This is a genomic window from Microcoleus sp. N9_B4 (assembly GCF_036701635.1).
Classification (GTDB): Bacteria; Cyanobacteriota; Cyanobacteriia; order Cyanobacteriales; family Microcoleaceae; genus Microcoleus.
Genome location: NZ_JAUBRC010000032.1, coordinates 1 through 15,689, shown reverse-complemented (window position 1 = coordinate 15,689; position 15,689 = coordinate 1). Strand labels below are relative to the sequence as shown.

The following is a 15,689-nucleotide window of genomic DNA, read 5'->3' as shown; positions in this document are numbered from 1 at the left end:
CATATCCGGTTAAATGACCAGAATTCAATCGGGGCGGGTTCGCCAAGAACTCCCATAAAATCGAGAGTGACTATCAACCCGCCCCAACCCCGATATCATGGTTAATCAACCGGACTTGATCTAATCGGCGATTGGTCATTGGATATCAAAAAATATTGCGATCGCTGATGACAAATTATTACTAACCATCATTGCTGAAAGGAAGATTAGGTAGACTATAATGTAAGAATTAACCACAAAATACAGCAATAATTCACATGACTCAAATAAGTTCAATCGCTCAATTTGAGCCAAATTATACTGCGACGCTCTGAATTATTCAGATTATCGAGTCAGAGAAAATCGATCGAATTTTATCTAAATTATCTAAAATCAATGAGTAAACAACTACTATCTGAATCACCAAAAAAAATCACGCCTGTGGACTTCGATCCGTTTGCAGGTGGAGAGTTGGCTGGGTGTATATCATCGACCGAAGCGCAAAAGGAAATCTGGATTGCTGCACAAATGGAGGATGATGCTAATTGTGCTTACAACGAGTCAATGTCCCTGCGATTGCTGGGCAATCTTGATGTAGAAGCGTTGCGTTATTCGATTCAAGAACTTGTAGTTCAGCATGAAGCATTGCGTCTTACATTTAGTCCAGATGGCACGATACTCTGTATAGCAGCTTCTTGTAAAATTGATATTCCTTTGATAGATTTGTCAATGCTGAGTGATAGCAAAACTCAATTCGCTCAGTTGCAACAGCAAGAAGTTGGGCAATCTTTCGACCTCGTGCGCGGCCCACTATTTCGCGCTAAAATTGTCAAGCTGCAAGGGCAAGAACACATAGCGATGCTCACCGCGCATCACATTATTTGCGATGGCTGGTCTTGGGGCGTTCTTTTGCCAGATTTAGGAGTTCTTTATTCAGCCCGCAAACAAGGTGTTGTTGCCAATCTTTCAGAACCAATAGGTTTCAGCGAATACGCACTTTTACTGGAACAACAGGCCGAGAGTTCAGAAGTGAAGGCCGATGAAGCATATTGGCTAAAACAATTTAGCTCGCCCCCTCCCATGCTAGATTTGCCCACGGATCGTCCGCGCCCCCCCATGCGGACTTACAAAGGAGCGCGAGAAGATTGGCCTCTCGATGCGGCTTTAGTCAAAAATATCAAACGTCTAGGGACCAAATCTGGGTGCAGTTTTTTAACTACCATACTGGCCGCATTTGAAGTGTTTTTGTCCGACTTGTGCGGACAAGACGATTTAGTTGTCGGGATACCGGCCGCAGGACAATCAGTGTCGGGATGTACGCAGCTTGTGGGACATTGTGTGAGCTTGTTGCCGTTACGCACTCACATTGATAGAGAAAAATCTTTTATTGATTATCTGCGAAATCGTCGATCGGTGCTGTTGGATGCTTACGACCACCAAAAAATCTCCTTCGGTAGTCTGCTCAAAAATTTGACACTGCCGCGAGACTCCAGTCGCATTCCGCTAGTTTCTGTAGTTTTTAATCTCGATATGGGATTTAAAAGCGAACAGCTAACATTTGACGGCCTGCAAGTGGAATACTTCTCGAACCCCAGAAGTAGCGAAAATTTCGAGTTATTTATCAATGCCTTGGAATCCGGCGGCAAACTCGTCTTAGAGTGTCAGTACAATACAACCTTGTTTGATGCCGACACTGTGCGCCGTCACTTAGCAGAGTTCGAGCAATTATTACTCAGTATAGTCGCCGATCCTACGCAACCTTTATGGCAATTACCCCTGTTGCCAGCAGCAGAACAGCAATTGCTAGCTACCTGGAACAATACACAGAAACCATATCCCGAAAACCAATGCCTTCACCAGTTATTTGAAGCGCAAGTGGAACGCACCCCAGAAGCAGTGGCGCTGGTGTTTGGCACCGGGCGGCTGACTTATCGGGAGTTAAATACCAAGGCTAATCAATTAGCACACTATTTACAAGAATTGGGAGTTGGGCCAGAAGTTTTAGTGGGTATCTGTCTGGAACGTTCTCTGGATCTGATTGTCGGACTGTTGGGAATTCTTAAAGCCGGCGGTGCTTATGTACCTTTAGACCCAGCATATCCTCAAGAGCGAATCGAGTTTATGCTCTCTGATGCCCAAGTGGCAGTGCTGCTGACTCAGGAGAAATTGTTGGCAGAACTTCCTAAATCGGAGGCCCATCAAGTCTGTATGGACAAGGATTGGAATGCGATCGCCGATCGAAAACCAGAAAACCCGATCAATCACTGTTCGCCCGCCAATTTAGTTTACATCCTTTATACCAGCGGCTCAACTGGCAGACCGAAAGGAGTAGCGATCGAACATCACAGCCCTGTTGCTCTCGTAGATTGGGCGCAAACAGTCTTTACACCAGAACAATTGACCGGCGTTTTAGCTTCTACCTCGATCTGCTTTGACCTCTCAGTCTTCGAGATCTTTTTGCCACTGAGTTGTGGTTGCAAAGTCATCATCGCTGAAAATGCTTTGCAACTACCCACTTTACCTGCGGCTGGGGAAGTCACGCTGATTAATACAGTGCCGACGGCGATCGCAGAATTGCTGAAAATGGGTATCCCAAAACAAGTCAAAACCGTCAATCTCGCCGGCGAACCCCTAAGCAATCAACTGGCCCAGCAGCTTTACCAGCAAAACATCGAGTATGTTTTTAATCTCTACGGGCCCTCGGAAGACACCACTTACTCGACTTGCGCCTTAGTCGAAAAAGGCACCAGCAAATCTCCTGCCATCGGCAAACCTATTGCTAATACCCAAATTTACATCCTCGATAGTCACTTGCAACAGGTTCCTATTGGTAGCAGTGGCGAAATCTACATCAGTGGCGCTGGGTTAGCCAGAGGCTACCTCAATCGCCCTGATTTGACTGCCGAAAAATTCATTCCTAATCCTGTTGCTGAAAACGTTCGCGCTGCCGACAATCGAGTTTACAAAACAGGCGATTTAGGTCGCTATTTGCCTGACGGGAATATAGATTACATTGGACGCATTGACAATCAAGTAAAAATTCGTGGCTTCCGGATAGAATTGGGTGAAATTGAAGCAGTGCTGTCAGATCGACCGCTAGTCAAAACTGTGGCAGTGATTGCTAGAGAAGACCGCCCTGGCGATCGGCGACTTGTTGCTTATTTGGTGCTGAATCAAACTAATGTTAATAATGACGAAAAACAGGCTTTTGTGCAGTCGTGGCGCAATGCGGTTCAGCAGAAATTGCCAGAATATATGATGCCTGCGGCTTTTGTGATTCTGGAGTCGATGCCCCTGACTCCGAATGGCAAAGTAGACCGCCGCGCTTTGCCCGCAGCACCTTCTACTTTAGAAACAGAAACAGAAAGCAGTTTTGTGGCACCGAGCAATTCTGTAGAAGAGGCGATCGCTAGCATTTGGTGCGAAGTTATGGGGATTGAGCGCATTGGCATTCACCAAAATTTCTTTGAATTAGGCGGACACTCGCTAATGGCAGGACAGATCGTCTTCCGCCTCGGCAATCAGTTGTCAGTAGATTTGTCACTCCGCACTTTATTTAGAGCCCCAACCATAGCAGGTTTAGCAGCAGAAGTTAGCAAACAGCTAACGGGGTCACATTCCCCAGAAACTTCATCGTCTTTACCATCGGTTGTCCGACGCCAGGAATTTCCTCTGTCTTTTGCTCAACAGAGAATGTGGTTCCTACACCAACTGGATAGGGAAAGTGGTTCCTATAATATACCCATAGCTCTGCACCTCGTCGGGCCGCTCCAGATAGCTACCCTAGAGCAAAGTTTAATGGAAATAGTGCGCCGTCATGAGAGTCTCCGCACGACTTTTCCTTCTGTGGATGGTTCTCCCGTGCAACTGATCGCTCCCACTCTGACAGTAACTTTGTCTGTAATAGATTTGCAGGCACTACCAATAGTTAAGCAGGATACTGAAGTGCAGCGGTTAGCGGTAGCAGAAGCTAATTATGCTTTTGACCTGACACAGTTACCTTTGCTGCGATCGACTCTACTGCGGCTGGGCCCAGAATCTCATGTCTTGTTGGTGACATTCCACCACATTGTGTTTGACGGTTGGTCAATTGGGGTGTTTATGCAAGAGTTAAGCACGCTCTACATCGCTTGGGGTGCAGGTCAACCTTCTCCCCTGCCGGAACTCCCCCTCCAATATGCCGACTTCGCTTGCTGGCAGCGTCAGTGGGCGACTGAAAGTGTAATGGAAACTCAACTTCGCTACTGGAAGCAACAGTTGTCAGGATGTCCGGCGCTGTTGCAGCTTCCCACTGACCGACCGCGCCCTTCTCTGCAAAGGTTCCGAGGTCGCACTGAACTGTTTCAGGTCAATCCCGAACTGGCTGGGCGATTGAAAATTTTGAGTCAGCAATCTGGGGCGACTCTGTTTATGACGCTGTTAGCAGTTTTCGCAATTTTATTGTCACGCTACAGCGGTGAGGAGGATATTGTGATTGGTTCCCCGATTGCGAACCGCAATCGCGGTGATATTGAATCGTTGATTGGGTTTTTTGTGAATACTTTGGCATTGCGGATTGATTTGTCTGGGAATCCTACCTTTGAAGAATTGATTGAGCGAGTGCGGGACGTGGCTTTAGATGCTTATACTTATCAAGATTTGCCTTTCTATCAACTTGTGGCAGAATTGCAACCGGACAGGAATCCAAGTTATCATCCTCTGTTCCAGGTAATGTTTGTTTTGCAAAATGCTCCGACGGAACAATTGCTGTTGCCCGGTGTGGTTGTGACTCCTTTGGATATTGAGAGTGTGACGGCGAAGTTTGATTTGCTTCTGTCGTTGGAAGAGGGCGCGGCTGGTCTCAAGGGGTTGCTGGAATATAATACGGATTTGTTTGATACCCCAACCATGACTCGGATGGTTGGACATTTCCAAATTTTACTGGAGGGTGTTGCTACAAATCCACGGCGGCGAATTTCGGAGTTGCCTTTGCTGAAAGCAGCGGAGCAACAGCAGTTGCTAGTGGATTGGAATCGCACTGACACAAATTATCCTCAAGATGCTTGTATACATGAGTTATTTGAGGCTCAAGCAGCGCTGACGCCCGATGCTGTGGCGATCGTGTTTGGAGAGCAACAGCTAACCTACCAACAGCTAAATTGTCGCGCCAATCAACTCGCACATTACTTGCAAACTTTGGGGGCTGGGCCGGAAGTTTTAGTGGGCATTTGTTTCGATCGCTCTATGGATGCGATCGTCTCGCTTTTGGCTGTTCTCAAAGCCGGATCGGCTTACTTGCCCTTAGACCCCGCTTATCCCAAAGAGCGGCTGGATTTCATGCTGTCAGACGCCAAAATATCGGTGCTTTTGACTCAACAGAAGCTAGTAGAAAGACTTCCCGACTGCGGAGCGAAAGTAGTTTGTTTGGAGGCGGCGCGGGAGGAAATAGACGCACAAAGTGAGAATAATCCTGCCAATCTCGCGAATGCCGACAATCTAGCTTATGTCATGTATACTTCAGGTTCGACAGGCAAGCCCAAAGGCGTTTGCGTCGTCCACCGGGGCGTAGTACGGTTAGTCAAAGACACTAATTTCGCCAGCCTCACCTCAGCAGAAGTCTTTCTACAACTGGCTCCGATTTCCTTCGATGCCTCGACTTTGGAAATTTGGGGAGCGCTGCTGAACGGGGCGCAACTGGCGGTATTCCCTCCCGGCAGCCCTTCTTTGGCAGAGTTGGGAGAGGCGATTCGCTTATACAAGGTGACAATTTTGTGGCTGACCGCCGGACTGTTTCACTTGATGGTGGACGATCGCATTGAGGATTTAAAGGGTGTGCGCCAACTGTTGGCAGGCGGTGACGTTTTATCTGTTCCCCACGTCCAGAAGTTGCTGCGAGAAGTTCCAAACTGCAAATTAATTAACGGTTACGGGCCGACGGAAAATACGACTTTTACTTGCTGCGCGACGATCGACTCTGACAGTCAAATTAGCAATTCCGTTCCGATCGGGCGGGCGATCGCCAATACTCAAGTCTACATACTCGATCGGTATTTGCAGCCAGTGCCGATCGGGGTTCCGGGGGAATTGTATGCTGGTGGTGCAGGCTTGGCCAGAGGCTACCTCAACCGCCCGGATTTGACAGCCGAAAGGTTCATTCCGAATCCTTTTACAAACAAAGAAGATCGATTGCAAAATGCAAAAAATCGATCGGTTTCCAGCCTTCTTCCTGCCTCAAATCTTTATAAAACAGGGGATTTAGCCCGCTACCTGCCCGACGGTAACATCGAATACCTCGGACGCACCGACAATCAGGTAAAGATTCGCGGCTTCCGCATTGAAGTAGGAGAAATTGAGGCAGTGCTCGCCGGACATCCAGATGTCAGCCAAGTGGCGATCGCAGTTCAGTTAGATGCTTCCGGCAACAAATGTCTCGCAGCTTATGCAGTTCCCAGGCCGGGCAAAATTCTGGCAGCCGGTATCCTGCGTAGCTTCCTGCAAGAGAGACTGCCAGACTACATGATACCCGCTGGGTTTGTGTTCCTCGACGCTTTGCCCTTGAACCCCAACGGCAAAGTAGACCGCCGCGCTTTGGCAAGTCAAAAGTGGCAATCTAGCAGCGTTGCGCCAAATGAAATCATTGCTGTTGCTCCCCGCGACGAGTTTGAATTCCAGGTGACAAAAATTTGGGAAAAAGTTTTAGGCATCAATTCAATTGGCATCAGGGACAATTTCTTCGAGGTCGGAGGACATTCGCTGCTAGGGGCGCGCCTGTTAGCTGAAATTGAAAAAGTATTCGACAAAAAGCTACCATTGTCTGCTATTTTCCAATCGCCAACTGTTGAGCAATTGGCTGACATTCTCCGCGAACCGGAATGGTCGTCACCGTCTCCGTCAATGGTGGTGATTCAACCGGGAACCGGAAGTTACAAACCGCCTCTGTTCTGCATCCACGTACTCGGTAGAGGATTGGAATTTTACCGTCCTTTAATGAATTATATCGATCGATCGCAGCCTGTTTTGGGACTGTCAACCCAGATTATGGATGAAAAACTAGCTCCCCCCAATCGAGTTGAGGAATTGGCAGCTTATTACATAAAAGAAATGCAAACTTTTCAGCCACATGGCCCTTATTTTCTGTTAGGAGTATCTTTTGGGGGGACGGTAGCTTTTGAGATGGCTCGGCAACTTCACGATCTAGGTGAGAAGGTAGCTTTGCTGGGATTGTTGGACACTTACGGGCCGGATGCTTTCAACAATTCGTTTGAGATGAAGCGCAATGAAGGCATAATGAGAATTTTACGTCTCACCCCCGGTGCATTTATGAATAAAGCGAAGATCAATCTGAGCGGAAAAATCGAGGATCTCACTGAGATTCAGTGGAGAATTTTGTGCAATTTGTACCGGGCGGTGGGGCGTCCCCTGCCAATTTATTTGGAAAACTTCACTCATCGGGAATTAAATCATCAGGCATTGAAACATTATGTGGGGGGAGTTTATGCGGGTCGGGCCTCTCTTTTCAAGGCAGTTGAGAGTGCGGAGGCGTTTGGGGCTGACCTCGAATTAGGTTGGGGTAGGGTAATTACGGGAGGAATAGAGGTTTACGACATTCCCAGCGACCACCTTGGGATGTTAAAAGAACCTCACGTTCGGATACTGGGGGAAAAATTGCAGGCTGCGGTCGATCGGGCTCAAGGTTAACATTGGACAATTGACAGTTGATAGTTCACAGCAAAAACCCCGATCTAATTTTCGCTGTGAACTATCAACTGTCAGCTATCAAATCGTTTCCGGTTGCATCGGAATGATTTAACCACAGAGGGCGCAGAGAACACAGAGGAAGATTAGAGAGAGATGAATACAGGACTATGAAGCGCGGATTTGATATGACTCGATTTTACAATTCCGATGCTAACAGATTTGATATTACGCTAGCAGACACGATATTAATGGTGTAGCACGTGCAACAAGCCTTCTACCACATGACCGATCGCACTTGGAGCAGATTCGCAAGCTGCAGCTTCGGCGGCGCAGTGGCCGGCGTGGAGTGCGTTTCCGACAGCCTGACTCCCTCCCTCCAGCGCATCAGCACCAAATTGACCGCGATATGTTTCTTGGACCATTTCAGCTTGAATTTTGCTGGTAGTTTCTTCGGGATTCGTTTCCCAATTGCGGATTGTTTGGATGATCTCGAACCCAGCCCAAATTAACATTCCGAGGACGATCGCAGCAATAAAGTATCCCATAGCTTTCTTTAAAGTTTGAGGTTTGCTGTATCTAATATAGCGTCGCATTTGAAGGCAGACAGGATCAAAATCATTGCCCGATGAGTGCGGATTTCCACCTGCTAGAACCGTCGTTATTTGGTAAATTGAGGACTAAAGTCTTCACTAAAACTATGGCAACATGGCATAACTTACCCTTCCAATGCTGCCAAAAGACACAGCAACAAAGCCTCTGTCCACTCAACTACGGCACCGTAAGTATCGCCCGTGTGGCCGCCCAAACGGTGGTTAAACCAGGCTCCGGCAAAAATTCCGATCGCACTTCCCCCCAAAGCCATCCCCACCGCCAACAGCCACCGATCGCCCTCCAAGACAACTTGCACCACGCTCAAACTCAGCAGCAACAGCACTCCTGGGATAAAATCAAAAGGAGAATAAATTGATTCTTTGTGAAATGCTCCCTTACCCTCTGCCCGCAGATAGGGATAGCGGGCGATCGCCACCAGTTGGCCCCACCTTCCCCAACCGGCGACACCCATCAAAGCCAGCCACCGATAGTTATTCAAGTCAGAGAGAGCGGCAGTTTTCAGCAGCACGATCGCGATCGCAGCCATCGCCCCAAAAGCCCCTGTAACGCTGTCCCGCATGACTTCCAGCCGACGCACGGGGTCGGGTACAGCCAGCCCGTCCGCCGCGTCCATTGCGCCGTCTAGGTGCAGCCCGCCAGTCACGGCGATGCCCAAGACTACCACCAATGCCGATCGAGTCAGAGCAGGCATTCCCAACAACTGCAACCCAACATCCGCCAGTCCCAGCATCCCCCCAATCAAAAGCCCGATCGCCGGTGCCAAGCGAGCAATGCCCCGAAACTCCAAAGTCCAAGACATCGGTACCGGCAAACAAGTATAAAAAGCGACTGCGGCTGCGATGGCAGCGCCTTGATTCCGGAAAAAGTCGATCGTAGAGCGAACCCATTTATCATCAACCATAAGATAGAAAATTTTTCATCTGGTATGCAGTTGTCAATCGATTAGCGTGTGCCAGAATTGGACTGTAACACCCTAGTCTTTTCGATCGGGCATTCCTCCTGTCCGAGTTCTTTTCCCCCGGAAAACCTCTGTCGGCAGCGATCCCGAAGCTCCCTATCTAAAATGACTAAACTCAAGATCCGCGTTTCCATTCCCAAGAATTCTAGCTAACTCCCTGATTTTCAAGACGGGAAAATACTACAACAGAGGCTTTTGCTCCATGAATCACGATCAATTGAATAACAGGGTAGTTGCTCCTTGCATCATCGATACAGGGATTGTCGTCAACAAACGCGATATCAAAAGATTGCTGTTTGATTTAGGACGTGTCCGCTACCTTCACATACAAGATGGCCAGATTTATAGCGAAGGGGAAGGTTATGTACTCGAAGTCTTCGCCAACCCCCACCGTTCTACCCTGATTGCCAACCATGCGCTTTATTTGAACGTGTATAGTTTTGATTACCTGGAACTGAAACAGTCCCCGGTCGATGGTGCTTATTTTGACCTGATTCAAGAGGGACGGCAGTTGCGGTTAATTCCCCTCTCCAATCCTTTGCAAGAGCAATTCGCCCGGAATTTAAATGCTGCGGCTTTGGATGCGGTTGTCGATCAGGTACTCTCAGGCAACTGGGATCTGCAATTGGACGAAGATGATTCCCCCTTTTAATCGTCAGTCGATTTTAGATTTTAGATTTTAGATTTTAGATTTACTCGCAGCGCCGTGAATCTGGGAGGTAGAACTAAGGTCTAAAATTTTTTGCCCTCCACGACGATTGTCGGAAACTTATCTCCGTTTTTGGGCGGGGTCATGGTTTTTTTTGTCGCGATGTCATCAACAATAGATTAAATAACACGGACGGCCGAGTAGCGGTTAACGAGCATCGGGGACTAATGACTGAGGACAAGGCGAAATTTTCTTTTAAATGTCAGGCTAATTGCAGCCATACCCAAGCGCGTGCAGGGGTTTTTGCCACTCCCCACGGTGTTGTGGAAACGCCTAAATTTATGCCAGTGGGGACGCTAGCTAATGTCAAAACTTTGACACCGGCACATCTTGAGGCGGCGGGTTCTCAAATGGTTTTGGCAAATACTTATCACTTGCACTTGCAGCCGGGGGAAGCAATTGTCGCAGGCGCGGGCGGATTGCATAAATTTATGGCTTGGCCGGGCCCGATGCTGACGGATTCGGGTGGCTTTCAGGTGTTTAGCTTGAGCCAAATGCGGACTATTTCTGAGAATGGGGTGACTTTTCGCTCTCCCCGCGATGGCCGCATGATTAATTTGACGCCGGAACGATCGATCGAAATTCAGAATGAGTTGGGCGCTGATGTGATTATGGCCTTTGATGAGTGTCCCCCTTACCCGGCTACACGGGATGAGGTGGAGGCTGCCACAAATCGCACTTACCGCTGGCTGCAACGCTGCATTCAAGCTCACTCACGCCCGGATCAAGCTTTGTTCGGAATCGTCCAGGGGGGCGTTTTCCCCGATTTGCGATCGCGCGCGGCGAACCAGTTGGTAGATTTGGATTTACCAGGCTACGCCATCGGCGGCGTTAGTGTGGGGGAATCGGGGGATTTGATCGCAGAGATTGTGAAGGTGACTGCGCCTCTGTTGCCGGCAAATAAACCGCGTTATTTGATGGGGATTGGGACTTATCGGGAAATGGCGCTGGCGGTGGCGAGTGGCGTAGATATGTTTGACTGTGTGATTCCGACTCGGCTGGCCCGCCACGGGACGGCTTTTGTTGGTGGCGAACGCTGGAATTTGAAAAATGCTCGGTTCCGGGAGGATTTTGCTCCGCTGGATGAGTCTTGTCCTTGTTATACCTGCCAAAAATTCTGTCGGGCTTATTTGGCCCATTTGGCGCGGGCTAACGAAGTGCTGGGGTATACTTTGCTGGCGCTTCACAATGTGACGGAGTTGATTCGCTTTACGGGGAGGATGCGGGAGGCGATTTTGGCCGATCGATTTACTGAAGAGTTTGCCCACTGGCTTGCACCGAGAGTCGATCAATCATGATTGCCGTGGGTAAAGATATGCGACAATTATGAAAATTCTGTTGGATAGGTAGGTTGATTCATGGAAGCTGCATTACTCTTAGCAAAACTGCCCGAAGCTTATTCGATTTTTGAGCCTTTGGTTAATGTTTTGCCGGTCATTCCCGTATTTTTCTTGCTGCTGGCTTTTGTTTGGCAGGCGGCTGTCGGATTTAGATAAGTTTGATTTCATCAAAAGCAGGGGCAATTCACAAATTGCCCCTGCTTTTAGCTATTAAGTTTTATGACTTTGCCCTCTGACTGCTGACTGCTGACTGCTGACTGCTGCCCTCTGACTTTTGCCCTCTGACTCCTGACTCCTGACTCCTGACTCACCCTCAATAATTCATCCGTGTATCCGTGTCAAAATCCGTGTAGTGCCATCCTTCAGCTACCGCCGATCGCACTTTTGAATGCCGGCCTTTCTGAGATCCGCTTGATGTAATCTACAACAGCCGGATAAGCACTGAGGTCTAGTTTTAGCATCATCGGAATGTAGGCTAAAATTGACCCGACTGCTGCGTCGGCTACGCCAAATTCATCACCCATTAAAAACGGCTGTTTCTCGAAGATTTCATTTAACGGTTGTAACAACTTGGGTGTTTCGCGATCGCGAGTTGCTTCTGTAAATATTCCCGGCCCCAGGGTGGCGTTAGCAAACATCACCCACTGCACGATTTGAGCTTGCTGCTCCAAAGTCGCGGGCATTTTACCATGTTTTTGAGCTAAATACAGCAGAATTGCGCCGGATTCCCAAAGTTTAAAATCTCCGTCGGCGATCGCGGGTACTTTGCCGATCGGGTTAATTTCGAGATACTCTGGCTGCAAGTGTGCCCCTGCTTGCATATCCAGCATCACGAATTCGTAGGGAACCGCTATTTCTTCTAGATACCACTTGACTATTGACGCCCGGCTGCGGGCTCCGCCGTAAAGTTTCAGCACGGAATTTTGTCCTTTAACGCAATATTATTATTGTACCGGGCATTGGGCATGAGGAATTGGGCATTCTAGCCACAGCCTCCGGGTATGTATTCCCAGGCATAGCCTGGAAAAAGTATAAATTACCAATTACCCATTACTGATGACTAATGACTGATGACTGCCGACGCTTCTGTTAAATGCGAAAATAATATATTGCTGCCGATCGCGATTAAAATTACGCCTCCTAGGAACTCTATTTTATTTCCAAATAAGTTGCCGCACTTGTGGCCGATGAACACGCCAGCAAATACGACAAAGAAAGTAATAAATCCGATCGCACTAACGACAGGGCCGATCGAAGTTTTTAGCACTGCAAATCCGATGCCAACTGCGAGAGCATCGATACTCGTCGCCACCGACAGCGTTATCAAAGTCCCCGTATCTAAGGGATTGAACTTTTTCTCGCATTCTTCGGTTTGCAGCGATTCGTAAATCATTTTACCGCCAATGAAACTCAATAGACCAAAAGCTATCCAATGGTCGATAGGTGTTATAAAAAAACTAAAACTAAGACCGAAAAACCACCCTATTACGGGCATTAAAGCTTGAAAACCTCCGAAATACAAGGCTATTTTTAAAGCTTTATTGACCTTCATGTGTTTGATTGCTAAACCGCTAGAAACAGCAACAGCAAAAGCATCTGCTGCTAGTCCCAAGGAAAGTAATATGGTAGTGGCTGCATCCATTTTTGTAAGGTGTTAGGTGTTATAAATAAAGTGTTCCTGTTGACTGTTTTAGTTTACACTAAATTTTAATATACTTGCGTTTTTATCATAATCTATTCATTTTTGACTCACATTTATTTCACAATTGGCGAGGGTTGAAAAAATCAGCGCTTAGCTGTATTCTCTAAAAGATTATTTATCAAGTAGCAGAATTGATTATGCCGCCATCTAGACCCTACCAGCCATTGCTGCTCAGATTACTGCATGGGGTTAACGCTGCGATCGCCCTTTTAGCAATTTTGAGCGCATTTCTGGTTTACAACACCTACGATGGACGGTTTGGCAAAGTCCCCGTGCCTCAGATTGCAGATATTATCGGGATTCACGGCACTTTTGGCAAGATGTTGCTGTTAGGAATAATGCCGGCTTTTGCATTGTACAGTTTCCACGCAGGTCAAAAACGCTTGGTGCAGCCGGATTCTTTTGGGAAACTCACGCAGTTGGGAAAACCGATTTGGTGGTACAGTTTGCACCGGATTGTGAATACGTTGATGTTGCTGGCACTGACTTGGGCGATCGCTTCTGGCAGTATGGTGAAAGAAGAATGGCTGCCGGCTGGGGAATTGACGCAGGTTTGGTATTATTTACACGCTTCTGGTTGGGTGGTATTGGTATTTTGTCTGGCAATGCACTTGTTGATGAGTGCGAAGGTGGGGGGTTTGCCGCTAATTTTGTCGATGTTTGATGCCGCCTATCGCCCGGAGGATTCGCCGGCGGCTTGGTGGAAAAAAATTCGCTCTTTGGTCGATCGCTCTTAATGTGAAAATGCTTAATTTGAAAATGAACAGAAATATTTTATTAATTGTTGCGGAAGTCTTGGTAATGGGAGGTTGGTTGTTTGCTGTGGTTGCACCTTTATTATTTCCCTAATCCTATCATATAGCAATCCTCGCATCATTTTTGAATTTCTTACTCCCTCCCCTTTGCAAGGGGAGGGTTGGGGTGGGGTAAAAAAATTATGACTCCTGCAAGGATTGCTATAGCAATTTGGGTTAACAAATGATCGTTAGCTCTATACTGAGGACTTCAGCCCTCTGTTTTATCACGACTAAAGTCCTCACTACAAAACGAAATTAAGCTTTTCACGCCGCTTGCTAGCAAGATTTGCGGCGGGTTTCCCTGGCGGCAAAATGCGATATCAAACGATCGGCAATTTTACCCTAAACTCAGCACCGCCCCCAGTTTGAGATTTAATTTGAGGTTGAACCGGAGATTCAACTGTCAGTCTGCCGCTGTGCAATTCTACAATAATTTTATAGCAAACCGACAACTCCAATCCTGTAAAATTTTTAAAGGATTTAGTAGGGCAAGAATTGTCAAATATTCTCTGTTGAATTTCCGGCGGAATTATTGAGCCATTGTGGGCTATCGATACAACAATAAACCTGCCCGTATCATCCTCGAAAATATCGGTTTTGATTGTAATAATTTGAGCCGAGTTGTCAATACTTTTAACTGCATCTATAGCCTGGCAGATCAGACTCGCGAATACCTGGCTCAGTTGACCGGGATAACACAAAATTGGCGGCAGGTTGTGGTACTCCCTGACTACTAATATTGTTGACTCCAGTCTGTGAGCCAGCAACAGCAAAATATTGTCGATGCTCTCATTAACGTTGGCGTGTTCTTTGTTGGTTTCGTCAGGAAGTGAAAATTTCCTCAAAGCCAGGACTATCTGGCGAATGCCATCGGCTCCTATTTTCAAAAAATTGAGGATTTGCGGCAACTCTTGGCTGATAAAATCTAGGTCGCAAGTCTCTATTTTTTTGGCAATTCGCGGCACAGGTTCGGGATATTGTTCTCGATAGAGGCGAATTATATGAAGCAAATCTTTGATATAATCGTTGAGGTGAATTAGGCGACCGTAAATAAAGTTAATCGGGTTATTAATTTCCTGGGCAACTTCGGCGGCTAGTTGACCCACCATTGTAATTTTTTCGCTTTGTACTAAATGCTCTTCCGTGATTCTGAGTTTGGCTAATACTTCTTCCAAAAGTTTGAGTTCTTCTTGAATTTGCCCGTGGAGTTGGGATTGGGAAATTGCGATCGCCAGCGAGTCTGCAATTGCTTCCAAAACTTCCACCTCGTCGGGAGTCGCAAACCGGCGGTTTGCACAGGCGAACAGATATCCCAGCCGATGATTCTGAGTTAGTACGGGTAGTGCGATTCGTTTAGCCTATAGTAAGCTGAAAAGCTTTACAGGACGGTTAACCCAGTTGATAAAACTGGTGATAACTGATTACATTTGAAGGTGAACCGCTTTGCGGTAAGTCCTTCTCCTCAAGTGCAGAGGTGAAAGCATAACCCCTAGTTTGATGGATAGCAACCAACAGGCTAAAGCGGGGTTAAAAGGCAGAACTACTAAGAGCCAAACCCGGTAACTGTCGAGCAAGAGTCCATGCGTAGCGAAAGCAAAGATGTGTTTAAACCATCGTTATTAACAATGGTGTAATGGCTGAATCAAGGTTAAATCCGTTGTGAAATACGGTAAAACCTGATTAACACCAAGCCAAAAGGCAAGGATAGGGCATAAGCGGTTTTCCCGCCGACTTATAAGCACTGCCCATAAACCCGGTGGAGAGCATCGCGCTAAAGACTTAACCAATATGTAATCGGAACGAAGTAACTCTCTTAAATCTCTGGATAGGTCGATATTCAGTAAGTAGCTAACGAATGGTTTAAGGGAGAGGGATTGTATCAAAAGCGAATGCCTCACTGTAATGGTGTGGATAT

10 protein-coding genes are annotated in these 15,689 nt (G+C 47.3%); 5 read left to right on the top strand and 5 right to left on the bottom strand.

The features are described 5' to 3' along the window. Positions 1–375 precede the first annotated feature (375 nt). Positions 376–7,656 carry an amino acid adenylation domain-containing protein gene (locus QUA43_RS20500; protein WP_333376130.1) on the top strand — a complete coding sequence of 2,427 codons (7,281 nt, stop codon included), beginning with the start codon at positions 376–378 and terminating at the stop codon, positions 7,654–7,656. 245 nt (positions 7,657–7,901) lie between these two features. Here QUA43_RS20500 and QUA43_RS20495 read toward each other — a convergent pair whose 3' ends face one another. Together QUA43_RS20495 and cobS are read right to left on the bottom strand one after the other, a co-directional pair. Continuing rightward, positions 7,902–8,201 carry a hypothetical protein gene (locus QUA43_RS20495; RefSeq protein WP_333376129.1) on the bottom strand — a complete coding sequence of 100 codons (300 nt, stop codon included), beginning with the start codon at positions 8,199–8,201 and terminating at the stop codon, positions 7,902–7,904. Between the two features lie 170 nt (positions 8,202–8,371). Beyond that, positions 8,372–9,169: an adenosylcobinamide-GDP ribazoletransferase gene (gene cobS / locus QUA43_RS20490; RefSeq protein ID WP_333376128.1), complete on the bottom strand. Its 798-nt coding sequence runs from the start codon at positions 9,167–9,169 to the stop codon at positions 8,372–8,374. 259 nt (positions 9,170–9,428) lie between these two features. Between cobS and QUA43_RS20485 the strand changes: the two genes are divergently transcribed. The 3 genes from QUA43_RS20485 to QUA43_RS20475 all read left to right on the top strand — a co-directional run bounded on the left by QUA43_RS20485 (position 9,429) and on the right by QUA43_RS20475 (position 11,431). Beyond that, positions 9,429–9,878 (top strand): hypothetical protein, encoded by a 450-nt coding sequence (locus tag QUA43_RS20485; protein WP_333376127.1) that lies wholly within the window; start codon positions 9,429–9,431, stop codon positions 9,876–9,878. Between the two features lie 224 nt (positions 9,879–10,102). After that, on the top strand, positions 10,103–11,233 hold the full coding sequence (tgt, locus tag QUA43_RS20480; protein ID WP_333376126.1) for a tRNA guanosine(34) transglycosylase Tgt: 1,131 nt from the start codon (positions 10,103–10,105) through the stop codon (positions 11,231–11,233). A gap of 60 nt (positions 11,234–11,293) precedes the next feature. Further along, the gene (locus tag QUA43_RS20475) at positions 11,294–11,431 is read left to right on the top strand and encodes a photosystem II reaction center protein K (protein WP_006634808.1); all 138 of its coding nucleotides are present in this window, start codon (positions 11,294–11,296) and stop codon (positions 11,429–11,431) included. 206 nt (positions 11,432–11,637) lie between these two features. Here QUA43_RS20475 and QUA43_RS20470 read toward each other — a convergent pair whose 3' ends face one another. Both QUA43_RS20470 and QUA43_RS20465 read right to left on the bottom strand, forming a co-directional pair. Further along, positions 11,638–12,192 carry a glutathione S-transferase family protein gene (locus QUA43_RS20470; protein WP_333376125.1) on the bottom strand — a complete coding sequence of 185 codons (555 nt, stop codon included), beginning with the start codon at positions 12,190–12,192 and terminating at the stop codon, positions 11,638–11,640. Positions 12,193–12,335: 143 nt separating this feature from the next. After that, entirely contained in the window at positions 12,336–12,917 is a 582-nt protein-coding gene (locus tag QUA43_RS20465) for a manganese efflux pump MntP family protein (protein WP_333376124.1), read from the bottom strand. A gap of 197 nt (positions 12,918–13,114) precedes the next feature. Here QUA43_RS20465 and QUA43_RS20460 point away from each other — a divergent pair, with 197 nt between their 5' ends. Continuing rightward, the gene (locus QUA43_RS20460; RefSeq protein ID WP_333376123.1) at positions 13,115–13,714 is read left to right on the top strand and encodes a cytochrome b/b6 domain-containing protein; all 600 of its coding nucleotides are present in this window, start codon (positions 13,115–13,117) and stop codon (positions 13,712–13,714) included. A 380-nt stretch (positions 13,715–14,094) separates the two neighbouring features. On the opposite strand, the gene QUA43_RS20455 is transcribed toward QUA43_RS20460, so the two are convergent. Then, positions 14,095–15,030 carry an ATP-binding protein gene (locus QUA43_RS20455; RefSeq protein WP_333376122.1) on the bottom strand — a complete coding sequence of 312 codons (936 nt, stop codon included), beginning with the start codon at positions 15,028–15,030 and terminating at the stop codon, positions 14,095–14,097. Between the last annotated feature and the right edge of the window lie 659 nt (positions 15,031–15,689).